Below are 23,086 nucleotides of genomic sequence, written 5' to 3' on the forward strand. Positions count from 1 at the left end.
ACTTGTCATCCCAGTGCTTGACACTGGGATCCAGTTTTTCGTATAATTTTGTCAAAATCTATTGTGCTAGCAAGTTCACTAGCGTCACGCGCTGGTCTGTTAGACATTTACGTGTAGGGTGAAGAAATTTTGAAAAAGACATACCAAATATGAAAGGCCTATATATTAAAACTTACGGCTGTCAGATGAACGTTTATGACTCCGTTTTAATGGAAAATGTAATTAAACCTTTGGGGTTCAACGTTGTTAGTGATGCAGGGAAAGCCGATTTAGTGATACTGAATACTTGTCACATTAGAGAGAAGGCAGCAGAAAAACTTTACTCAGAGCTTGGGAAGATTCATTCGTTACGAAAAGAAATGACTATAGTGGTGGCTGGGTGTGTAGCGCAAGCAGAGGGAGAAGAAGTGTTCAGAAGGGCTCCTTTTGTTGATATTGTTGTTGGTCCGCAGAGTATCGCTACCTTACCGGAGCTGATAGTCAAAGCAAGCAGAAGTAAAGGTCATGTAATAAACACTGATTTTCCTGAAGTTGCAAAGTTTGATAAATTGCCAGATGAATGCTATGGCAATAGCCAGGGGTCTTCTGCATTTCTTGCCATACAAGAGGGTTGTGATAAATTTTGTACGTTTTGTGTAGTGCCCTATACTCGTGGAGCTGAGTATTCACGGCCAGTAAATGAAATATTTCGTGAAGCATTGAAATTAGTTGCAAATGGGGCAAATGAGATCAATTTGCTTGGTCAGAACGTCAATGCTTACCATGGGGAGTGCGAAGGGGAAGTGTGGGATTTAGGAAAATTAATTAGTCATATTGCTAAAATTGAAAAGCTAGAGAGGATTCGTTATACAACTTCTCATCCAAGAGATATGCATGAATCTCTCTACTTGGCACATGCGGAAGAGCCAAAGCTCATACCGTTTGTTCACCTGCCTGTGCAGTCTGGTTCGAATAAAATATTGCACGCGATGAACAGGAAACACACTGCAGAGGAGTATTTGGAAATAATAGACAGATTTCGCAAATTGAAACCTGAAATCGAATTTTCTTCTGATTTTATTGTTGGTTTTCCTGGAGAAACCGAAAAAGATTTTGAAGAAACTATGAAATTAGTAGAAAAAGTTAGATATGCTCAGGCTTATAGTTTTAAATACAGCCCAAGACCAGGCACACCGGGAGCGGAAAGAAAAGATCAAGTACCAGAAGAGGTTAAAACAGAGCGCCTTCTTCGTTTACAGAAATTAATTAGTAAGCAACAACTTGAGTTTAACCAGAGTATGGTAGGCAAAACTATACCTGTTCTATTTAGCGATAAAAAAGGTAAACACCAAAACCAAATTATTGGTAAAAGCCCATATATGCAATCAGTGTGCATTGATGACCCTGAAGATAAATACAGGGACAAAATAGTAAATGTGAAAGTGTTGGAAGCTCGGCAGAGTAGTTTGCTGGGGTGTGCATTTCACTGATTTTAAGCAGCGTTAAATATAAGTCTTAAGCAAAGAGCATTGAAAAAATGCAATCATAATCTTTTTCAAAAGTTACAAAGTTTAATTGCTACCTCTGCTGAACGGGTACCTTAAACCTACAAATTTGAGCTTACCTATATCAATTTTTTGTACAAGATGAGTTAGTAACAACTTTATGTATAAAATTGAAGAAGAATAAAAATACAATAACGAGCATTAAATTAAATATTCCCACCTTTAAAAAACCCTCTTTATATATTTCTAAAGATTCTAAATAATTTATTTTACCATTTACTGAAGGAACTGACATAAATTTTGATATTGCAACTCCGGCTAGGTTAGAAAACGCTAATGACAGCATTACTATACCCATCACTACTCCTCTAAGGTTTTTGGGGGCTAGTGTAGTTGCTTGTTCTTGGACTAATGGAGCAATACATAATTCTCCCAGTCCCATAAAGGAGATAGCAATTATTAAATATAAGTATTCTACTTTACCTTCAATGTTAGAGTTTAAACATCCTATGTACAGTGTGAAAAAACACATAGCCATTGTCAGAAGGCCAAGGGTAAACATGGAAGTTGCATATTTTTGCTTAAACTTCATGTATGTTCCAAAAAGAAAGCCAAATATTATAATTGACAAAGGATTTATGGCTTGAGAAACTGAAGCTGGAATTGTTATACCTAATACATTGTTAATAACGTTTCTTTCGGTGAATAAGTTAACCAAAGAGCCAAGCTGCATTTCTAAAGCAAAAAAACACAAGAAAAATACCACAAGAATAGATAATGCCACTAATTTTCGTCTTTGTTCTGCTGATAATTTAGATATTATATAAGTAAATATGCCCAGAGCTGTTATTCCAACAAATATGAGCATATTAGTAAAAAATTCACTATGTATAAGCATTTTAGCAATTATTGATGATGACAGAAAGCTTCCTATCAATACTATACCAAAAATTTTAATCCCTAATATGCGCTTATTCATAAGCTCTGGATAAGGAGAAAGGCCGCTATCTCCTAAAAGATTCTGAAATTTGAGAAAAAAGATTAGCCCTATAGACATCCCAATACCAGCTAAACCAAAGCCGTAGTGCCAGCCAAACAAGTGGGCTACATAACCACATGAAATAGAAGCCAATATTGCTCCAATATTCACGCCTACGTAAAATAAAGTAAAGCCTCTGCTACGTTCAGGATCGTCTTTGCCATAGCATGAACTAAGTAAGTTAGTTACGTTCCCTTTAAACATACCAGTACCTATGGCTATTAGAGATAAACCTAAATATAATAAACCTGGTTCAAAGTCAACTAATGACATGCAAGCATGACCTGCTATCATCACTATCCCTCCAAGCAACACCATGTTGCGGAACCCCATCAACTTATCAGCTAAAAAACCTCCAAGTATTGGTATAGCATAACCTGTTGCAGCAAATAATGAGTAAATAGTAAAGGCCCTCTCATCAGTGAAACCTAAGTGAGAAGTCAAAAATAGGACCAAAAGTGCCCTCATTCCATAGTAAGAGAAACGTTCCCACATTTCAACAAAGCACAACATTTTTAAAAATTGTGGAAACTTATCTGTCTTCTGATCCATAAAATACCCCTAAAGCTTGGGTTAATGTTAAGTAAAACAATAAAAACTGCAAGTAAAACTTAAAAAAAGGTATTGGAAGCTCGGCAGAATAGTTTGTTGGGGTGTGAGCTACGGAAATATTTTTGAATTTGTAATTTTTCAGAAAGCCCTATATTCTTTAGTTTTACATAGCGAACATGAAGTCAAAGCATTATCCTGATACAGTAAGTAGTCCTGATTTTTCATCGTTAGAAAAGGAAATCATAAAATTTTGGCAGGAAAACAAAGTTTTTGAGCGGTCAGTTGAAGAACGTTCCAAGGATAATTGTTTTGTCTTTTACGATGGGCCTCCGTTTGCAAATGGACTTCCGCATTATGGACATTTACTCACTGGTTTCATCAAAGACGCATTTGCAAGATATCAAACTATGCTTCAAAAAAGGGTTGAACGTAGATTTGGCTGGGATTGCCATGGATTGCCGGCTGAGATGGGAGCAGAAAAGGAACTTGGAATATCTGGTAGAACTGAGATAGAGAAGTTTGGTATAGATAAATTTAACGATCATTGCCGTACTTCTGTGATGAAATTTTCATCAGAGTGGGAGAAGTATGTAAATAGGCAAGCAAGGTGGGTAGACTTTCACAATGACTATAAGACTATGGATAAATCATTCATGGAGTCGGTCATGTGGGCATTCAAGCAGCTTTATGATAAGGGTCTGGTGTATGAATCAGTGCGCGTTGTACCATATAGCTGGGCATGCGAAACTCCATTATCTAATTTCGAAACAAGGCTTGATAACGCGTATAGAGAAAAAGTTAGCAAAGCTGTAACTGTTGCATTTGAGCTTTTAGAAAACCCACAGCAATTTAAAAGTGTTAAACGAAAGTGTAAATTACTTGCTTGGACTACAACTCCTTGGACGTTGCCGAGCAACTTGGCTTTAGCAATAGGAAAAGATATTAAGTATTGTGCAGTGTCAGTCCACCCTTTGATGTCATTCCAGCGCGTGACGCTGGAATCTATTTCTGGATCCCAGTGTCTGGGCACTGGGATGACAGGGAGTAGTGAAGGAAGTTCAATGAATGGTGAAATATACATTTTTGCTGAAAGCTACTTAGAGAAATTTATCAGCCACTCTGAACAAAGCAATATTCCATATGAAAACTGCAATATAAAACTTAAAGCGAATGATCTTGCAGGTCTTTCTTACAAACCACTGTTTGACTATTTTAAAGACACAAAAAATGCATTTCGCGTTTTTATTGCTGATTATGTGACGGAAGAAGATGGTACTGGCGTTGTGCACACTGCTCCTGGATTTGGTGAGGAAGATTTTTACCTTTGCCAAAGCCATGATATTCCAGTTATTTGTCCAATTGATAACAGTGGAAAATTTACTGCTGAAGTTTCGGATTTAGCGGGAGTTCATGTTTTTGATACCAATGATACAGTAATAAAAAAATTGAAAGAACAAGGAAACTGGTTCAAAACTGAGCAATATATTCACAATTATCCACACTGCTGGAGAACTGACACTCCTTTGATCTATCGCACTATGCCTTCTTGGTATGTTGCTGTTACAAAATTCAAAAGCAGAATGGTAGAGCTAAATAAGAGAGTTAATTGGATACCAAACCACATTAGAGATGGTCAATTTGGAAAATGGCTTGAAGGGGCACACGACTGGTCAATTTCACGCAATCGATTCTGGGGTACGCCAATCCCTGTATGGAAATCAGACGATGCGAGATATCCAAGAGTAGATGTATATGGTTCAATAGAAGAACTGGAGAGAGATTTTAATGTTAAAATAGACGACTTGCACAGACCATTTATCGATACTTTAACAAGACCAAATCCTGATGATCCAACAGGAAAATCAGTTATGCGCCGTGTACCTGACGTGTTTGACTGCTGGTTTGAATCTGGCTCGATGCCATTTGCGCAAGTCCACTATCCGTTTGAAAATAAGGAGTGGTTTGAATCTGCGGATTTTATCACTGAATACATAGCGCAAACCAGGGGGTGGTTTTATACGCTCTTTGTATTGTCCACTGCTTTGTTTGATAGGGAACCATTTAAGAACTGCATATGCCACGGTGTTGTTTTGGATGTAAAAGGGCAAAAATTGTCCAAACGTTTGAATAACTATGCAGATCCAATGGAGGTTTTTGATAGATACGGTTCTGATGCACTGCGTTTTCTTATGCTTTCTGGATCCATTGTTTGTGGTGGTAATTTGCTACTCGATAAAGAAGGAAACTCAATACGAGATGTTCTGAAAAACGTAATAAAACCTATGTGGAACAGTTATCACTTTTTTACTATGTATGCAAATGCAGATGGAATTAAAGCTGAAGTGTGTAAGGATTATCAAAGTACTATTGATCGCTACACGATTTCCAAATGTTTTGAAGCTGTAGAAAGTATCCAAGCTTCTATGAACAGCTATAACTCCCAAGAGGCTTGCAAAATTTTAATGAACTTTTTTGAAGTGCTAAATAATTGGTATATTCGTCGCAGTCGCGAGCGTTTTTGGAAAAGTGATTTGGATCAGGATAAAACTGATGCTTATAATGTTCTATATACGGTTTTTTATTACATACTTCGTGCTGCAGCTCCTTTGTTGCCACTTATAACAGAGACTATATGGCAAGGGCTTAAGTATGAAGAAACATCTGTTCATTTGGCTGATTTCCCACAATTAGAGAAGTTTGATAGTCAGCTCATTGCCAAGATGGATTTGGTGAGAGAGATGTGCAACTCTGCACTCTCTATTAGAAACACTTTTAATATACGTATCAGGCAGCCACTTGGCAGTATGAGGATTTATCATCAGTCTTCCTGCGGTTTTCTTGAAGATGAATATCAAGAGATGATAAAAGATGAGGTAAATGTAAAAAAACTGGAGTTAGTAAACAGACTTGAAGATATTGCATCACTAGAGTTAAAACTCAACTTCCCTATGCTTGGAAAGAGAGTTCCGGAGAAGATTAAGACACTGGTTCAATATGTTAAACAAGGAAAGTGGAAACAAGTTGAATCCGGTGTCATCCGAGTAAATGACACTGGGATCCAGACGCAGATTCCAGCGTCACGCGCTGGAATGACAGAAAGAGGTCTCATATTTTTGGGGGACGAGTCAGAAAATTACATCATAGAAAAAGGCGAATATGAACTATTATTAAAAGCAAACAGTGAATTTTCCTCCGTGTTTGATACCAACAAAGGGATTGTGATTCTGAACACCACTTTAAATGATGAATTGATTCTAGAAGGGCTTGCAAGAGATGTTGTGAGGCTCATTCAGGAAACCAGGAAACAAGCTGATTTTCATATGTCCGATAGAATCAGAGTAATAATCAAAACAGGAGATGAGAAAATTAAGGAAGCAATAAATACGTGGATTGAATATATAAAAGAGCAGACCCTTACCTTATCTTTGGACATTAATACAGAAATTGGAACTAACTTTTATTCTAAAGAATATCAGGATTTAAGTGTTGGTATTAGGTTAAATTATTAGTAGTTGAAAGTTGTCATTGTTTATGCTATACTTAGGTTACTTGAGGTAAGGTTATAATATGAATAAGGCTGTTGCAGATGATTATGGAAAAGTTGTTGATTTGAATAACAATAGTGATGATTTAGGTAAAGTAGAATCTGTTGCTACTTTGGAGGAGGAAGAAGAGTTTTTTGATGCTATGGAAGAACAGGAACCTGTTTCTAATGTAGAAGAAGGGAATAATTTAGGTCTTGCTACTTCAGAAGAGGAAGAAGAATTTTTTGATGCTGTGGAAGAACAAGAGCCGTTAGCTAATTTTAACGTTCCACTCAGAGGTTGTCCGGAAACAAGTAAATTCAAGCATATTCCCTCTTTAACATAACCCTACTCATAGCTAGGTATATGAAATTCTCAGTGGATGTTGTGAGTAAATCATACTCCTTCGATAGCCTTCTATTCCTATTAACCCAAGCAAAAGTCCTTTCTACAACCCATCTTCTTGGCTGTACTTTAAACCCTTGTTCTCTTGTTGGTAGTAGCTCAGGTGGCGTATCTTTGTGCACCCAAAATCTACATGGAGGCCTTTTAACAATTTCAATATCTATGTCATATTCTTCCTTTATGTGATTCTTTAAATTTCTTCCTTGGTATCCCATGTCAGCCCACATTTTTTTAACTTTAGTATATTTTGTTCTCATATTGTTTAATGCTATTTTAATACCATCTCTATCATTTTCGTTAGCAGCGCCTACGTAACAACCTAGTATAAAACCCTGAGTGTCTGTAATTATATGCCTTTTTCTACCCTTTACTTTTTTACTTCCATCATAGCCTTTGATCCCCCCTTTTCTGTAGTCTTTACAGATTGACTATCTACTATACAGGCACTCGGCTGCTCATTCCTTCCTATTTTTCTTCTACTATATTTCATAATTCATTTTCTCAAAAATTCCCTGCTTCTTCCATTGCCTGAACTGCTCATACACAGTCTTCCATAGCGGAAAATCATTTGGTAAATACCGCCATTGACACCCTGTACGCAATACATAGAAAATTGCTTCTAATATTTCTCTTTTGCTATACTTTGGCGGCCTTCCTCCTTTCTTGTATGATACTCTGAAGTGTTTTTCTATTCTTGCCCATTCCCTTTCGCTTAGATCTGTTGGATACTTTTTTCTCATCTTTACCCCGTACTAAAATTTCAGATATTATAGCCTTTTACTTGTTTCCGGACAACCTCTAAATACATTTTTAATATTTTTATAGAAATCTATTAGTATAGATTTTGTATGCTGTTCTAATGGCTATTTTTAAATGCTTAATACTCCTCTTCATTATTTCTTGCACACATCTACCTACCAAGCAATATCCTATTAACATAGACAATTATAAGCACGATTATCCGTTGCAACAATATAACACCTCTTTGGAGATTAATGAACCGGCAATACCAGAAATTATGCCTTTACCAATAGAGTTTCCCGATCTCACAATCAGTAATCAGCTTATTTCTATTAATGTTAGTGAAGAAGTATCAGTAAAAGATTTGCTGATTGAGATAGGAAAACTTTCTGACGTTAACTTGGATATGGACCCAAAAATATCAGGTAATATTATTTTAAAGCTAAAAGATAAGGATATAAACGAAGTAATTCAGAGTATAGCAAATAGCGCCAAACTGCGTTACTCAATAAGTAATGGTGTAATTAGAATTGAGCAGGACTTGCCATACGCGCAAAATTATTACGTAGACTTCATCAATATTCAACATTCTGCTCAAAGCAGTTTCGTCATTAGTAACAATATTACTAACAGTGATGGAAGTAACGTTGATAGGGACTATAACAATGTTATGAAGTCTCAATACAGTAGTGACTTATGGAACTCATTAGAAAAAGGCTTGAATGCAATAATGGATGTTAACGGGGTGGATGATGGCGAATTCCTTTCATCCAACAGAGAAGCTGGTGTTATTATTTTGAATGCTAGAAAAGATGTCCACAAAGCTGTTGAAGAATATATTAATAAGGTTAAGAAGTTAGCGTCTTCTCAAGTAATGATAGAGGCAAAAATAGTTGAAGTTGTGCTAGATGACAAATACCTTTCTGGTATGAACTTAAATGACTTACAAGATGGAACTAAGTCTATAATAAATCAAGATAACTCCATTATTAACCTAGCAATGAACTTTGGTGCGAATGATCTAGGAGATTTAGTAAAAAATTTAGACAAATTTGGCACTTCAACTGTAATTTCAAGCCCCAGAGTACATGCTATAAATAATCAGCAAGCGATGATTTCATTTACTAAAAACCATATTTATTTTACCTCCGATATACAAAAAGATACTAGAAACTCTAATCAGACCTTAATTACCAAGATGAATAGCGTCCCAATAGGTGTTGTGCTAATAATCCACCCAAGCATTAACATTGATACTAGTGAAATATTCATGGATATACATCCAACTTTATCAAGAATTAACGGCTACACTAAAGATCCAGATATAGAGTACGTCGCACAGCAGAGTAAAATGAAATTAAATAGCGACATTCCAATTGTTGAAATCAGAGAAATGAACTCTATGTTAAAAATTAAGAGCGGTGAAATTATGGTAATCGGCGGGCTTATAGAACATAGAGAAGATAAGCAAAGCTTATTGCATCAGAAATCAAAAAGGCTAGCGAATAATATTAGAACAGTAGAAACTGTCATTTTTTTAAAAGCAACAATCGTACCAACATTTGGTTTGTTAGATAGAAAAGATAAGAATTTATATATATATTAAATTATCACTAAAAATTAAATATCAAACCAACTTCAATATTGTGAGTAGATATGTCATCTGCAACAGGTATCGGAACGCTAAAGTAACGATAGCCGAGAAAGGTTTTGATTTCTGGGATTATTGAATAATCAACACCAAGTTTTATTTGATAAGCAAACCAAGGAACATTCAGTGGCATTGAATTTTGGGGTGACCCATTAATCCTTTTTAATCTAAAAACTGTTGGCCCTATACCAAGACCGATGTACGGAGCAAATTGTGTATCCTGAACGCTGGGATTATAATAGAAGTTTAACAAAAACGCAAATATACTTGCTGATTTATCAAATACCGGAGGAGAATTACTATCTTCAATATTGGCTATAGAATACGCGGCTTCAAAATCAATTTTACCATTTTCTCCAGCATAGTAACCTAAAGACACGCTGCTAAACCACTGGAAATCAATTTTACCATCAAATTGCTGTATACTTTTAATTTCATCTGCCACTATATTTTTTATTATAAAACCATAATGACTTTCAACTAAAGTTAGGACTCTCTCCCCTATTGCCTTTATACCCTTTACAAATGTTTCTGAATTATCATGGTATACCTTACCACCGTTAGCGCTAACATAAAAATCAAGTTTTTTTGATTTTTCTTTTGTAGGCTCAGCTTGATCTGCGATACGTGACCACATATTTTTCTGATCAGCTACTTGGAGAATAGAAGGTTGTTCAATAGGACTATTTTCAGGTTCTTGATATTTTAAATCCTCTGTTAGTACTTCTTTTTCAGTAACCTCTTTAGAATGCATTACATCTTCATTATTGTCCGTTTCTAGTTTTAAGAGTTGTGTTCCAATAACTTGTTCAACGTGTACATAATTACCGATATAAGTAATAAAAAAATAGACACATGAAATTAAAATCAAAAATAAAGTAATAGATCTTTTAGTTATCACAAATGAACCCATAATTATCATTTATAGTATAACCATCATATCATATATTTCTTTAATGTACAAAAATTAAGAAAGAGTATTTCCAATTAAATAATTATTCTCTACGCCTGTAACATTAACTTTCACAATACTTTTAGCTTGCGCTCTTGATTCAAGCTTTATTAATGCAAAATTTTCTGCTCTACCGACATTATTTTGCTCAACCAGAACACTTTGCTTAGTGTTGATCAAGGATTGACAAAAACTGCTCACAATTTCTTTATTTACTTCTCTTAAATTTTTTACTCGTTCTTTACGCACATTCTCTGGTACTTGTGGCATTCGTGCAGCAGGTGTATTTTTCCGCTCTGAATATGGAAAAGCATGTAGGTAAACTATATTTGTTTTTTTCAGTAAATCAACTGTATCCTGAAACATTTCATCAGTTTCTGTTGGAAATCCAGCAATAATATCAGCGCCAAATGCTATATTAGGCCTCAAGCTCTTCATTTTATGACAAAATTCTATCACTTGTTCTCTGTTGTGACGACGCTTCATTCTCTTTAGTATTAAATTATTACCAGATTGTAGACTCAAATGTAAATGAGGCATAAGTCTTGACTCATTAGCTATTAAATCCATTAATTCGTCGTCAACTTCAGCAACATCGATAGAGGAAAGTCTTAGCCTCTTCAACTCTGGTATATCCTTTAAAACTCTCCTAATCATTGAACCAAGTGATGGCTTACCCAACAAATCTGTACCAAAGTCAGTAATATCAACCCCTGTAAACACTACTTCTTGATATCCATTTTCTACAAAGATCCTGATTTGCTCTATAATACTGTTTATTGGCACAGATCGATTATTCCCTCTTGCCTCAGTAATTGAACAAAATGTGCAGCTATGATTACAACCATTTTGAATTTCAATAAATGCCCTTGACTTATCTTCAAATCCATTAATTAGAACAGGTTCTACTTGGTTATCACTGACCAAGATTTTATCGTCATTTAGTAAGTAATTTTCAGCTTTTAGCTTATCTTGATTACCAAGCACTTTACTTACACCAGGAATGCTACTGTAAACTTCTGGATCCAACTGAACAGCACAACCAACTACGATAATTTCTTTATTTGGATCATTTTTGTAAATCTTACGTATCTTTTGCTTTACCTGACGTTCTGCTTCGTTTGTCACTGCACAGCTATGCACCACAACAACATTTTCTCTCTTTGCTTTTTTTAATGCTTCTTTGATTAACTCGCTCTCGTAAAAATTTAGACGACAACCAAATGTTATCACTTCATTCATGTTAGTATTTTTTGCTTTAATAGACCTAAATTATATCAAATATCCAAGCAAAGTCTCTTGCATGACTATTTTTTTGTAAATAAATGCTATGCAAGCAGCAGACACTGGGATCTCAACGATTTTCACTCAGACACAGTATCACTCCTTTGCTTATTATAGTCTTTTGACCTTTTTAAGATACAATCCGGATTGGATACTGAGTTGGTGAGTATAAAAGTATAGCTTCTACGTCATACCGCTGCGGTATCTCTTAGCCGCTAACAAGTAGCGGGATGACGATTGTCGGTGAATCTAAGTTACCTTAGCTACATTTCTAGCTGTAACTATAAATGTATGGATTTTTTATCGTGCCATGTTATAATTAACGTCTTGCTAAAAATTAAATATTGATGAATGAACTAAGAAAGTTAAGTATTACACAAATGCATGACGGGCTCAAAAAAAAGAGTTTTTCTGCCGTTGAACTCGTAGAGGCGCACATCAGTGCGGTTGAAAATGAGAAATTAAATGCATTTATAACAAAAACCCCAGAGATAGCAATGAAAGCTGCTAAAGCTGCAGATGAACATTTCTCTAGGCAAAAGGATGATTTAATCTCGCCGCTCATGGGTGTACCAGTTGGCATCAAAGATCTATTCTGTACAAAAGGAATAAAAACAACAGCATGCTCAAAAATGCTGGAAAATTTCGTTCCGACTTACGAATCTACGGTGTCTGACTTGCTTTTAAAAAGTGGAGCAGCCATGCTCGGTAAGCTTAATATGGATGAATTTGCTATGGGTTCTGCGAACACAAATAGCTATTTTGGCCCTGTTGAAAATGTGTGGATTAGAAAAAGTGATGGGGAAAAAGTTGTTCCTGGTGGATCATCTGGTGGATCTGCAGCATCGGTTGCTGGATTTTTATGCGCTGGAGCGTTAGGAAGCGACACCGGTGGATCTGTACGCCAACCAGCAGCTTATTGTGGAGTGGTTGGAATAAAGCCAACTTATGGAAGATGCTCGCGTTTTGGTATGATTGCATTTGCGAGTTCTCTGGATCAAGCAGGAGTCATTACTCGTTCTGTCTCTGATTCAGCATTAATGCTGGAAGCAATTTGTGGCTATGATACAAAAGATTCAATATCGAGCGAAAAGCCAGTGCCTAAATTTTCTAGCTTTATAAATGGTGATGTCAAGGGTAAGTGTATTGGTATACCAAAAGAATATAGGATGGATGGAATTTCAGAGGAAATAGTTCATAATTGGGAAAGAGTTGCTTCCTATTTAAAAGAAAATGGCGCTGAAGTTGTTGACATTACTCTGCCACATACTAAATATGCAATACCAGTCTATTATTTAATCTGTTCTGCTGAAACTTCATCCAATCTTGCTCGTTACGATGGTGTGCGTTATGGATTAAGGGTTGATGTTGATACCCTTGAAGAAATGTATTCACTAACAAGAGCAGAAGGTTTCGGTAAAGAGGTGAAAAGAAGAATTTTAATTGGCGCTTATGCGCTTTCCTCAGGTCATTACAATGAATATTACGAAAAAGCACAGTGTATCAGGGCATTAATCAGAAATGATTTTATAAAAGCGTTTGAAAAAATAGATTACATACTTGTGCCATCTGCTCCAACAGAAGCTTTTGGCTTAAATGAAAAGCCAGATCCGCTAATTATGTGCATCAATGATGTGTTTACTGTGCCGGCAAGTCTGGCAGGATTGCCTGCTATTTCTGTTCCTGTTGGGCTCTCCAATGAGGGTTTACCACTTGCCTTGCAAGTGATTGGAAATTATTATGATGAAGCTGGAATATTAAATGTGGCAAGTGTGATAGAGCAAAATTGCGGCAGAATAATTAGACCTCTTGCATAATCTATTTTTTGATAGTAATTTTTGCATTAAAATTTGCTTACGCTCCTCAACGTACTCTATGGTTCCATTTTTAGATGAATAGCAAAAACAGGGTATATTAATCTGTTTACAAAATTTTCGTGTAACAGTTCACACTTAATTAAACAGACTGAATTCTGTAATTTTGGGATGTTGAAAAATTTACCTCACGTTGTCATTCCAGCGCATAACGCTGAAATCCAGATTTATAGAAACGAAAAAACTTGCTTGACACATTTTGCCAACCCCCTTATTATGATGTGTACTACAATGATACAAATTAAGAATTCCCCCATCCTGTGCTGGTTCTTCGATCTGAAATCCTACTTCTACCTGATCACAACCAATGTTAATTTGTCCTATTAATGCTTTAATAATGCCGCGCTTAGTTTGCCAATCTAGCTGTTCCAGGTTCGATTTTACACTAGAATAAAAATTCTTTATGCTATTTATAATAAGACTTATTCCTTTTTCTACTGCCTTCTGATCAACTACCTTTTTTTTCTCTTCTTCTATCCCTTGTAAGCGTTCTTTCATTTTTCTCATTGTCTGTTTAAATTCTTCCTCGCTTATATATCCTTTCTCTCCTGCATTTTCTTGACTATAATAATCTTCCATTAATTTTTCGATACCTTCTTTTATTTGATTTTCTCTTCTTGCAAACTTTTTCTCTGATGATTCATCATTTTTATTTTCTAATACTCTACGTTGGTATTCCTTTTTTATCATCTCTGGGTTTTTTAGTACATCTTTCACCTTTTCCCATACTGACCTTACCCAGAAAAAGTGGAGAGAAAGAAAGGAGTTTTTTCGGGTAAAATAAAATTTTGGAGGATTAGAAATGGCAAGAGAATATACGGCAGAATTCAAATTGGAAGCTGTTAAGCTGGCAAATGAACAAAGAAAGGTAGGTCAACCAGTTGCAAAAGTAGCAAGAGATCTAGGAATAAGGGATAGTGTATTAGGAAAATGGATGAAGAAATATAACGAAAAAAAGTCAGCGGCAAATGCATTTCCAGATGTAGCACCTTATGACAAAGAGAGATTTGATTTACAGAAAGAGTTAGCAAAAGTAACAAGAGAAAGAGACATTTTAAAAAAAGCCCTGGCCAGTCAAAAAGAGTAAAATATTTTTTCATAAAAGAGCATAGTAAACACTATAAAGTGCAGGAATTATGTAGGGTTTTCTGCTAGTGGCTACTATAAGTGGACTACAAGGAAAATAAGCAGTAGAGAATCAGCAAATAAAGAGTTATTAGCAGATATTCAAAAAATATATCAAGCTTCTAAATGTAGATATGGAGCTCCTAAAATTCATGCTGAATTAAAGGCTTTGGGTAAAAGTTGCAACTTAAAAACAGTGCAAAGTATTATGCAGAAAAATGGTATTCAGGCTATATTGAGAAGAAAATTTAAAATTAAGAAACAACAAACGGACAGTAGAGTCGTAGCTCCCAATATATTAGACCAAAACTTTATTGTCGATCAACCAAATAAAGTATGGGATTACTTATATAAAAACCAAAGAAGGATGGCTATATTTGGCAACAATAATCGATCTATATTCACGCATGGTAGTTGGCTGGTCAATGAGCAGTTCAATAAATAAACAATTGGTTATGAACTCTTTATTAATGGCCATTAATAGGCGTAAACCTGTTAAAAATCTACTGCTGCACAGTGACCAAGGTTCACAATATACTGCGCAAGGGTATCAATATCTCTTAGCTGTAAAGAATATAGATGAGTAATAAAGGCTGCTGTTACGACAATTCTGTTGCAGAAAGCTTCTTTAGCTCATTGAAAAGAGAAATACTTATTGATACTTCACAACACTCTGCTCAACAAACTAGAACTGCAATATTTGGATACATAGAAATTTTTTATAACAAACAACGTCATTATTAACTATTGCATTCCTGAGCATTTTGATTCATCATTCTCTTTGTGAAAAACATTCCAAACTTTCTCTCCACTTTTTCTGGGTAAGGTCAGTTTCCATTTGGTTCAAACTCGGATACAATTTCCCCAGAGCTGGGTAATCTCATACCAGAACCATCTGCTGCAATAAGTCTATAGCCTCTCCAACTCAGGTTCATCCTGATAAGCTGTTTGGATGCTTAAATTCTTGAAAGCCTGTATGGCAAATCTTATACCTTGCTTTAGAAAAAGCTTGCTTTGAGGGTACATGTCAATGGCTCCATAAGTTCACATTCTATTCCCAAACTTTTTTTAACTAACTTTAAAATCATAGAAAATACTGTCGAAAAAGGAAGTTTTCTTGTTCGTGTAAAACTCAACACAATGGATTTTCTGAAAAGTTTTCGAGTATATTGCATTTTTAATTTGTAAGATAAGATCTTTTCCTTTTTGCATGCCTCACCTAAAAAAGACACATTTTAAACTTTTTTGTTGAAATAAAATAGAAACAAAAGTGCTGTTTCTTGCACTCTTTGGATAATTTAATGATAAAAAATTTAGAGAGAAATTTTATACACTATCACTGATATTTTTCCTTAAGTTGACGCCATTGTCCGTTCAGATGCATGGCTAATGCTGAAACAAAAATTCCAGTGCTCCCTTTCTTGTCATCCCAGTGCTTGACACTGGGATCCAGATTGGGCACTAAGTTGGTAAACACGAAAGCGCTTTACAACGTTTTTGATGGAACTGTGCAAAAGGACTGGATGCCAGTGTCACGCACTGGCATGACACCCATTTGTTCCTATAGTTGTCTTTTCTCGTCTACCTTATTTTGCCACTCTACTGAACGGATACATATAAACCACTATTTTAGCATTAAGCACGATAAAGAAAATCATTCATAATCGCTATAGCAACTAGTGTAGACACTTGACGTTCCTTGTGATTTGATAAATAGAGGTTTTTATCTGACTTCACAACAAGGGCTTCTGGATGACTTTGAAAGTGAACATTACCATGCTTATCTTCAATAGCCTCTATTACCCCCTCACTGGAAAATGCTGCAACTTTATATCCAAGTGACTCCAATTTTCTTCTATTTTCTGGCGTATTACTTACTACTTTTGAGAGAGCATAGTTAGCATCTGGAAAATATGTTGAAAACCAACCATTTTCATCAGGTATTAGGAATTTGGCTATCACTTCTGCTAAACGACTATTTGGAACAATCTTTATCTGTTGTAAAGGCACATCTTCCTGCTTTGGATTAAGCGCTGACATTAAATGGGTCTTTTGCTGTCTTTCATAACCCGCTACTTCAATTCCTTTTGCACGCATAATGTCTTGTAACCCACCACATATGCCAAGTAAATGAATTGCAGGATTGTCATCTACTATTTTTACAATTGCTTTAGTAGCAAGATCGTTGTAAAAATCAGCAATGCGAGTTTTTGGCTGATGAAGATCATTTAGAATAAATATTCTATTTATCTTTTGCTCTTTAATGAATCGTGCAACTTCAATTTTTATTCGGTCTAGTGCTAGCGCCAACACTTCATCTTGTTTTGCAAAGATAAGCGACTTTTCTTGGATTCCTGTTAGGTTAATTATTTTATTGTAATCAATGAGTACGGTTTTAACTCCAAAATTATTGAATATCTCATAAATTTGAGATACCTCACGCCCAAATGCTCCTTCCTTTTTCAATAAACCAACAACTATGTCATTATTTACTGTATTTTCTGCCGTCAAGACAGTTGACGCTGGTTCTTCTTTTCTGATTACATGTTGAGATGCCGGTTTTTCACTAACGCCAGCATAAGTAATATTGCTTAATAATAGAACTATATTTAATAGGATATTAAATATTCTGCTATAATATTTATACATATAGTTTACCCTCTCAACACTTATATCAATATCATAACATATTATAGAACGTTTTACAATAAAAAGGTAAATTTAATAAGAAAGGAAAGTGGCCTGAGCAGGAATCGAACCAGCGACACAAGGATTTTCAGTCCTTTGCTCTACCAACTGAGCTATCAGGCCAACTGTATACTTTTATTTTTAGATAAAAAATGTTATTATGTCTATCAAAAGTTTTTAAAGTAGTTTATATAAAAATAAAGGATGAACATTAATAACAGAACAGGAATCTACCCTGGCACATTTGACCCTATAACTTTTGGGCATCTTGACATAATCAAAAGAGCGTGTAAACTAGTCGATAAATTAATAATAGGAGTTGCAGAAAACGTTAATAAGCATACTGCCTTTGACACAAAGCTACGCACAAGCATGGCTGAAAATGAAATTAAAGGACTAGGAATTGATGCAGATGTTATATCCTTTAATGGGTTGCTAGTGAAGTTTGCCAAAGAGCAGAATGCTTCTGTTATTATTAGAGGATTAAGAGCAGTATCGGATTTTGATTACGAGTTTCAAATGAGTTGGGTAAATTATAAACTTCTTCCTGAAATCGAAACTATATTTCTTCCCGCTTCTGAAGATACTCAATTTATTTCATCAAGTTTTGTAAAGGAAATAGCAAGATTAGGAGAAGATGTTAGCAAATTTGTATCAAAAGGCGTTCAAAACGAATTGATTAACCTGAATAGGATAAAAAATGGAGAATAGTGTTTGTTGTTTTTTATTTCTGGATAGGTATATTTAATATATAAAATGTTATAAGCTAAAGGAGTAGCATGTCAAAAGTGAGGGTTAATAAAAGAAAAGTTTGTTGTCATGGTGATGAGAATGATGAGGGTTCTGGCCATCCATTAATATATTTAGATATGGGAGAAGAAGAGGAAATAGCCTGCCCTTATTGTGAAAAGACGTTTGTCCATGACTGCACTGTAGAAGCGGTTGGGGAGCTGACTAGGGATGACCTCTAATGGCACTTTATTTCTTCTGCAGACTTAGCTTATGTAAATAGCAATAAGAGGGGCAGTAAAAATGAAGCTGTCCATACGGTCGAGCACTCCTCCATGGCCAGGTATCATACTTCCACTATCTTTAACACCGTAAGCTCTTTTAACAAGTGACTCAGTGAAATCGCCAAGTTGCGCTAGAATAGCAATTGCAAGGCCAATGATTGGAGAATAAAAAATTGAAAATAGACCAAAAAATATTGATCCAAAAATTGTGCACACTACTCCAGCTAAAATCGCACCAAGAAGTCCTGTCCAAGTTTTTCCAGGGCTAAGAATTGGGCAAATTTTAGCTCCACCAAAATTCTTGCCAAATAGGTAGGCAGTAATGTCAATTCCCCAAATGGTTAAGACGAACCATACTAATGCGTATTTTCCCTGTGGTAGATTATATAAATATATTAATGAGGCGCTTGGTAGTGCAATCAATAATAATGCAAAAACGTATAAAATTTTGTTTCCTTGGGTTAGATTATACCATTCAAAAGAAGATAAAACTGCTATTGAAAAAATCAATAGGTAAAACGATAAATCACTAAAATATGTAGCAAAGGAAAATATGAATAATATTACTATTGAGGACAACATTCTAATTATAAAATTATTATCTACCATATTTTTTCTCTCTTTTTGTATAATCTTCTAATGCTTTACTCAAATCTTGACAAGAAAAATCAGGCCATAAAGTATCACAAAAATACAATTCAGCATAAGCTGCTTGCCATAATAAAAAGTTGCTTAACCTTTTTTCGCCGCCAGTGCGAATTAATAAATCCAATTTTGGCAAATCTTTAGTATACAGAAATTTTTCAAATTCCTCTTCTGATACATAAGCAATATTTTCTTTTATAATATTGCTTATAGCTTGTGTAATTTCTTGCTTTGCTCCGTAACTGACTGCCACAGTGAGTAATAAACCATCGTTCTTATGTGTCATTTCTTCTGCTTTTTTAATTTGATCCAATATTTTACTGGATAACAGACTTAAATTGCCAATAAAATTCAACTTAATGTTACAGTTGCAAATGAAATTGACTTTATCTTCATTAGTTAAAACGGAGTAAAATAAATCAAATAGACAGTCAGTTTCGTTTTTGGGTCTAAGCCAATTCTCCATAGAGAATGCATACAAAGTTAAGTAGGGTATGGTTAAGTCCGTACAATACTTGGCAATATCGTATGCAACTTCACTGCCCTTTTTATAACCATCAATTTTTACCCTTCCTTGATTGCTCGCCCATCTACCATTACCATCCATAATAATTGCTAAATGTTTCGGTAAAGATTCTTGATTCAACATTTAAAGTTCACCCGATGTCATAAAAGTAACTGACACACAGCTATACGAACATTGTGCTACCAGGAGGGTGTCATTCCAGTGCCCCGACACTGGAATCCAGAAATTTGATTGCAAGTGAGCACACTGAGCTGATAAGCATAAAAATAGCTGTCTTATGCTAAAACAAACGTTTTTGACGAGATTGTATGAAAAGCTGGATCCCAGTGTCAAGCACTGGGATGACACCTTTGTGTTTGAGGCAAAAACGGCTAACACACTGCCTCCGCGGACAAATGTTCGTAACAGTTGCGTGTTAGCTACTTGCATGACACCCTTCTTGGTGGAATTTGCTCTCAAATCACAACGTTCATATTCACTACTGAAGGCTTCTTTCATATTACCTTAGTGATTCAGTATATCCTTTTCTTTGATGGACAATTCACCATCAATTTTTTTTATATTATTATCAGTAATATTTTGTATTTCCTTCTTAGCACCATGAAAATCATCTTCTGAGATTTCTTTATTTTCCTTCATTTTTTCTGTTTCTTCCATAATATCTCTACGTATATTTCTAATGGCAATCCGTGCATTTTCAGCAAACTGATGCAATAATTTCACTAATTTTTCACGGGTTTCTTGTGTTAAGTCCGGAAGAGCTATACGTATGGTATTACCCTCAACAACAGGATTTAAATTCAAGTTGGCATTTAATATAGCATTTTTCACTTCACCGACAACATTAATATCCCAAATTTTAATTAATAGAGTTTTGTTATCTATAACCGAAACACCTGCAACCTGATTTAACTTTTGATGTCCACCATAGATATTTACAACTATACCATCAAGCAACGATGCGCTAGCTCTACCAGTGCGTACGCCTTTAATATCATCATGAAAGGACTGAATAGTTTTTAGCATTCTTTCTTTTGTTTTAGCTTTTATTTCATTTAACATAAATTACCTAATGTTTACAATCTGAAACTATAGTATAAGTACCTTGACCCTTAATAATATTGACTATTTTTTCTCCCTTCAAAGAAAAAACTATAATGGGAATAGAATTCTCACGAGCAAGTGAAATTGCTGATGCATCCATAACTTTTAAATCACGAGTCAATAAATCCGTATAAGAAAGCCTATCATACATTACAGCATCCTCATTTTTTTTCGGATCAGCGGAGTATACACCACTTACTTGCGTACCCTTTAGAATAATATCACAATTCATTTCAACAGCACGTAAAGCTGCAGCTGTATCTGTAGTAAAAAATGGGTTGCCTGTGCCTGCTGCAAAAATTACCACTCTACCTTTTTCTAAATGACGAATAGCTTTCCTTCTTATGTAAGGTTCACATACAGTGGCCATGGGTATTGCAGATAATACCCTCGAAGCTACTAAATTTTTCTCTAAAAAGTTTTGTAAAATTAAAGCATTGATTATAGTTGCAAGCATTCCAATATAATCACTGCTTGCTCTTTCGCAGCCACTTAAAGACGCAGATGTGCCACGAAAGATATTACCACCACCAACAACAATACATACCTGAACTCCAAGCCTGTTAATATCAGCTATATCTTTGCATAATTGGCTTATTATTCCCATATCATAGCCAAAAGACTGTGACCCCATTAAAGCTTCACCAGAGATTTTAAATAACACTCTGGAATATTTTATTTCGCTTTTTTCATTTGTTGAGGGAAACATTTTTTACCATTTAGTTTGCACCACCCAAAACAAGTAACTTGTAATTAGATAATTTAATAGCACTCACCTCGCTTGATTTTATAAAATCAGAAACCTTCATTTTATCATCCTTTATGAACTTTTGTTCTAGTAAAACAACTTCTTCATAGTACTTAGCCATTCGTCCATCTACTATTTTTTTTGCTACTTCTTCAGGTTTATTTAAGCCCCTCACTTGCTCTTCAATTATAGAACGTTCATTTTTCAACTTCATTTGATCTAAATCATCTATAGACAAAGCTTCAGGCTTCATAGCAACTACATGCATAGCTATTTGTTTCCCAATCTCTTGTAGCTTCGCCTTATCACCAGATGATTGCAATGCAATTAAAGCACCAATCTTACCTAAGCCACACACATCACCATGTACGTAGCCAGCAACAACTCCATCCTTAGCTTCTAAGTAACAAAGCTTGCTTAACTCTAGCTTCTCACCAAGAACTGATGTACCATTCATAATAGCTTCCTGCACTGTGCCAATGCCTTCATACTTGGCATTTTTTAACTCATCAACGCTAGTACAGCGTTCTTGATGAGCAATTGATGCTAAATTTGAAACTAACTCTATAAATTTCTCATTCCTTGCAACAAAATCTGTTTCGCAATTGAGTTCAACCAATGCACCATAATTTTCAGTCAAACACATAGCAACGAGTCCATCTGAAGCTATTCTATCAGATTTTTTGTCAGCTTTAGCAAGACCTATTGTACGTAACTTATCAACGGCTTTCTTAATGTCACCATCACATTCTTCTAATGCTTTTTTACAGTCACTTAAGCCAAGCCCTGTTCTATCACGTAATTCTCTTATATCATCTGGATTCATCTTCATTTGTTACTACCTCCCTTTCTTCTTCTTTGTAAACTTTACTACGTCTCCTTTTAGTTTGCACAATACCATCTTCTTTTTCTTGAATAAACTCATCACCCCTTATATCATCAATCTTAACTCCAGATTTTGCTAGACTAGACTCTATTCCAGCTAATATAGAGTCGGTAGTTAATTTACAATAGAGCTCTATTGATTTTCTTGAGTCATCATTTCCAGGTATTAGATAAGTAATACCATCTGGATCAGAATTAGTATCAAGTATTGCAACTATTGGAATTCCTAACTTCTTAGCCTCCTTAACCGCTATATGCTCTTTATTAGTATCAATGATGAATAAGATATCAGGAATTGCTCCCATTTCTCTAATACCGCCAAGCGCCTTATCAAGCTTTTGCTTTTTCTTTTCAATGTTTCCCAATTCTTTCTTTGTTAAAATGCTATCCTCGTCATTTAATATTTTCTCATATTGCATCAAGGTTTTTATCGAAGAAGAAACAGTGCCCCAATTAGTAAGCATACCACCAAGCCAACGATGATTCACATAATATTGACCACAACGAATCGCTTCACTTGCAATAATATCAAAAGCTTGAAACTTTGTACCAACAAATAGAATGCGACCACCTTGAAATGCAACGTCATATAAAGCCTTCATGGCCACCTGTAGCAATGGTAGTGTTTTTCGCAAATCAATTATATGTATACGATTTTCTTGATGCACTCCATATATGTATGGAGCCATTTTTGCGTTCCAGCGACTAATTTTGTGACCAAAATGTACACCAGATTCAGCTAAATCACGCACAGTGACTTTAGGCAAATTTGTCATATATCATTCCTCCAAATAGTTTATCTTCCATGGCATAACCCTAATGGGACTACTTGTACAAGCCATGTGT

At 35.3% G+C, this 23,086-nt stretch carries 22 protein-coding genes, 1 tRNA gene and 4 pseudogenes; 12 read left to right on the plus strand and 15 right to left on the minus strand.

Features of this window, described 5'->3' with window-relative positions:
* The first annotated feature begins 149 nt into the window (after nt 1-149).
* Entirely contained in the window at nt 150-1,469 is a 1,320-nt protein-coding gene (gene miaB, locus AAGD70_RS02310; RefSeq protein ID WP_065094723.1) for a tRNA (N6-isopentenyl adenosine(37)-C2)-methylthiotransferase MiaB, read from the plus strand.
* A gap of 139 nt (nt 1,470-1,608) precedes the next feature.
* On the opposite strand, the gene AAGD70_RS02315 is transcribed toward miaB, so the two are convergent.
* Entirely contained in the window at nt 1,609-3,075 is a 1,467-nt protein-coding gene (locus AAGD70_RS02315; RefSeq protein ID WP_065094722.1) for a peptide MFS transporter, read from the minus strand.
* 176 nt (nt 3,076-3,251) lie between these two features.
* Between AAGD70_RS02315 and AAGD70_RS02320 the strand changes: the two genes are divergently transcribed.
* Both AAGD70_RS02320 and AAGD70_RS02325 read left to right on the plus strand, forming a co-directional pair.
* Nucleotides 3,252-6,584: a class I tRNA ligase family protein gene (locus AAGD70_RS02320; protein ID WP_065094721.1), complete on the plus strand. Its 3,333-nt coding sequence runs from the start codon at nt 3,252-3,254 to the stop codon at nt 6,582-6,584.
* 58 nt (nt 6,585-6,642) lie between these two features.
* A pseudogene (locus AAGD70_RS02325) lies at nt 6,643-6,894 on the plus strand (hypothetical protein); the annotation flags it as partial.
* A gap of 25 nt (nt 6,895-6,919) precedes the next feature.
* Here the strand turns inward: AAGD70_RS02325 and AAGD70_RS02330 are convergent.
* Nucleotides 6,920-7,744, minus strand: a pseudogene (locus tag AAGD70_RS02330) (IS5-like element ISWpi1 family transposase).
* A 119-nt stretch (nt 7,745-7,863) separates the two neighbouring features.
* Here AAGD70_RS02330 and AAGD70_RS02335 point away from each other — a divergent pair.
* Entirely contained in the window at nt 7,864-9,351 is a 1,488-nt protein-coding gene (locus AAGD70_RS02335; protein ID WP_065095092.1) for a type II secretion system protein GspD, read from the plus strand.
* 7 nt (nt 9,352-9,358) lie between these two features.
* On the opposite strand, the gene AAGD70_RS02340 is transcribed toward AAGD70_RS02335, so the two are convergent.
* Both AAGD70_RS02340 and mtaB read right to left on the minus strand, forming a co-directional pair.
* Nucleotides 9,359-10,297: an outer membrane protein gene (locus AAGD70_RS02340; RefSeq protein ID WP_065095414.1), complete on the minus strand. Its 939-nt coding sequence runs from the start codon at nt 10,295-10,297 to the stop codon at nt 9,359-9,361.
* A 66-nt stretch (nt 10,298-10,363) separates the two neighbouring features.
* On the minus strand, nt 10,364-11,590 hold the full coding sequence (gene mtaB / locus AAGD70_RS02345) for a tRNA (N(6)-L-threonylcarbamoyladenosine(37)-C(2))-methylthiotransferase MtaB (RefSeq protein ID WP_065095093.1): 1,227 nt from the start codon (nt 11,588-11,590) through the stop codon (nt 10,364-10,366).
* A gap of 389 nt (nt 11,591-11,979) precedes the next feature.
* Here mtaB and gatA point away from each other — a divergent pair, with 389 nt between their 5' ends.
* Nucleotides 11,980-13,449, plus strand: coding sequence for an Asp-tRNA(Asn)/Glu-tRNA(Gln) amidotransferase subunit GatA (gene gatA, locus AAGD70_RS02350; protein ID WP_065095094.1), 1,470 nt, complete (start codon nt 11,980-11,982; stop codon nt 13,447-13,449).
* A gap of 180 nt (nt 13,450-13,629) precedes the next feature.
* Here gatA and AAGD70_RS02355 read toward each other — a convergent pair whose 3' ends face one another.
* Complete coding sequence (locus AAGD70_RS02355; RefSeq protein WP_341814094.1) at nt 13,630-14,223, minus strand: hypothetical protein; 594 nt, start codon at nt 14,221-14,223, stop codon at nt 13,630-13,632.
* Between the two features lie 85 nt (nt 14,224-14,308).
* Between AAGD70_RS02355 and AAGD70_RS02360 the strand changes: the two genes are divergently transcribed.
* The 4 genes and pseudogenes from AAGD70_RS02360 (at nt 14,309) to AAGD70_RS02375 (ending at nt 15,375) form a co-directional block, all read left to right on the plus strand.
* The gene (locus tag AAGD70_RS02360) at nt 14,309-14,593 is read left to right on the plus strand and encodes a transposase (protein ID WP_038198869.1); all 285 of its coding nucleotides are present in this window, start codon (nt 14,309-14,311) and stop codon (nt 14,591-14,593) included.
* Nucleotides 14,594-14,740: 147 nt separating this feature from the next.
* Nucleotides 14,741-14,821: pseudogene (locus AAGD70_RS02365) on the plus strand (hypothetical protein); the annotation flags it as partial.
* Between the two features lie 124 nt (nt 14,822-14,945).
* On the plus strand, nt 14,946-15,218 hold the full coding sequence (locus AAGD70_RS02370; RefSeq protein WP_341814095.1) for a DDE-type integrase/transposase/recombinase: 273 nt from the start codon (nt 14,946-14,948) through the stop codon (nt 15,216-15,218).
* Nucleotides 15,211-15,375: an IS3 family transposase gene (locus tag AAGD70_RS02375; protein ID WP_082941436.1), complete on the plus strand. Its 165-nt coding sequence runs from the start codon at nt 15,211-15,213 to the stop codon at nt 15,373-15,375. Before AAGD70_RS02370 ends, AAGD70_RS02375 begins: the two co-directional genes overlap by 8 nt.
* A gap of 89 nt (nt 15,376-15,464) precedes the next feature.
* Here the strand turns inward: AAGD70_RS02375 and AAGD70_RS02380 are convergent.
* Nucleotides 15,465-15,843, minus strand: a pseudogene (locus tag AAGD70_RS02380) (IS4 family transposase); the annotation flags it as partial.
* A gap of 170 nt (nt 15,844-16,013) precedes the next feature.
* On the opposite strand from AAGD70_RS02380, the gene AAGD70_RS02385 reads away from it, so the two are divergent.
* A complete protein-coding gene (locus AAGD70_RS02385) occupies nt 16,014-16,295 on the plus strand; it encodes a WPE palindromic element domain-containing protein (RefSeq protein ID WP_156517999.1) in 282 nt (93 codons plus the stop codon).
* Here the strand turns inward: AAGD70_RS02385 and AAGD70_RS02390 are convergent.
* Together AAGD70_RS02390 and AAGD70_RS02395 are read right to left on the minus strand one after the other, a co-directional pair.
* Complete coding sequence (locus tag AAGD70_RS02390; RefSeq protein WP_065094663.1) at nt 16,267-17,280, minus strand: glutamine amidotransferase; 1,014 nt, start codon at nt 17,278-17,280, stop codon at nt 16,267-16,269. The two genes, AAGD70_RS02385 and AAGD70_RS02390, sit on opposite strands and share 29 nt — an antisense overlap.
* A gap of 89 nt (nt 17,281-17,369) precedes the next feature.
* Nucleotides 17,370-17,442: transfer RNA gene (locus tag AAGD70_RS02395), tRNA-Phe, on the minus strand.
* Nucleotides 17,443-17,523: 81 nt separating this feature from the next.
* On the opposite strand from AAGD70_RS02395, the gene coaD reads away from it, so the two are divergent.
* On the plus strand, nt 17,524-18,030 hold the full coding sequence (coaD, locus tag AAGD70_RS02400) for a pantetheine-phosphate adenylyltransferase (RefSeq protein ID WP_065094664.1): 507 nt from the start codon (nt 17,524-17,526) through the stop codon (nt 18,028-18,030).
* A gap of 68 nt (nt 18,031-18,098) precedes the next feature.
* Nucleotides 18,099-18,290, plus strand: coding sequence for a zinc-finger domain-containing protein (locus AAGD70_RS02405; protein WP_065094665.1), 192 nt, complete (start codon nt 18,099-18,101; stop codon nt 18,288-18,290).
* Between the two features lie 24 nt (nt 18,291-18,314).
* Here the strand turns inward: AAGD70_RS02405 and AAGD70_RS02410 are convergent, their stop codons facing one another.
* Genes AAGD70_RS02410 through rpsB form a run of 7 tightly spaced genes read right to left on the minus strand, consistent with a single transcriptional unit; the run spans nt 18,315 to nt 23,016 of the window.
* Complete coding sequence (locus tag AAGD70_RS02410) at nt 18,315-18,941, minus strand: phosphatidate cytidylyltransferase (RefSeq protein ID WP_065094666.1); 627 nt, start codon at nt 18,939-18,941, stop codon at nt 18,315-18,317.
* Nucleotides 18,931-19,626: a polyprenyl diphosphate synthase gene (uppS, locus tag AAGD70_RS02415; RefSeq protein WP_065095335.1), complete on the minus strand. Its 696-nt coding sequence runs from the start codon at nt 19,624-19,626 to the stop codon at nt 18,931-18,933. Before uppS ends, AAGD70_RS02410 begins: the two co-directional genes overlap by 11 nt.
* Nucleotides 19,627-20,001: a hypothetical protein gene (locus tag AAGD70_RS02420; protein ID WP_167347031.1), complete on the minus strand. Its 375-nt coding sequence runs from the start codon at nt 19,999-20,001 to the stop codon at nt 19,627-19,629.
* Nucleotides 20,002-20,007: 6 nt separating this feature from the next.
* Nucleotides 20,008-20,565: a ribosome recycling factor gene (gene frr / locus AAGD70_RS02425; RefSeq protein ID WP_065094668.1), complete on the minus strand. Its 558-nt coding sequence runs from the start codon at nt 20,563-20,565 to the stop codon at nt 20,008-20,010.
* A gap of 7 nt (nt 20,566-20,572) precedes the next feature.
* Entirely contained in the window at nt 20,573-21,316 is a 744-nt protein-coding gene (gene pyrH / locus AAGD70_RS02430) for a UMP kinase (protein WP_065094669.1), read from the minus strand.
* A gap of 10 nt (nt 21,317-21,326) precedes the next feature.
* Nucleotides 21,327-22,187, minus strand: coding sequence for a translation elongation factor Ts (gene tsf / locus AAGD70_RS02435; RefSeq protein ID WP_065094670.1), 861 nt, complete (start codon nt 22,185-22,187; stop codon nt 21,327-21,329).
* Complete coding sequence (gene rpsB, locus AAGD70_RS02440; RefSeq protein ID WP_065094671.1) at nt 22,168-23,016, minus strand: 30S ribosomal protein S2; 849 nt, start codon at nt 23,014-23,016, stop codon at nt 22,168-22,170. Before rpsB ends, tsf begins: the two co-directional genes overlap by 20 nt.
* Nucleotides 23,017-23,086: the final 70 nt, after the last annotated feature.

The organism is Wolbachia endosymbiont (group A) of Nomada flava (genome assembly GCF_964027055.1).
Lineage (GTDB): Bacteria > Pseudomonadota > Alphaproteobacteria > Rickettsiales > Anaplasmataceae > Wolbachia > Wolbachia pipientis.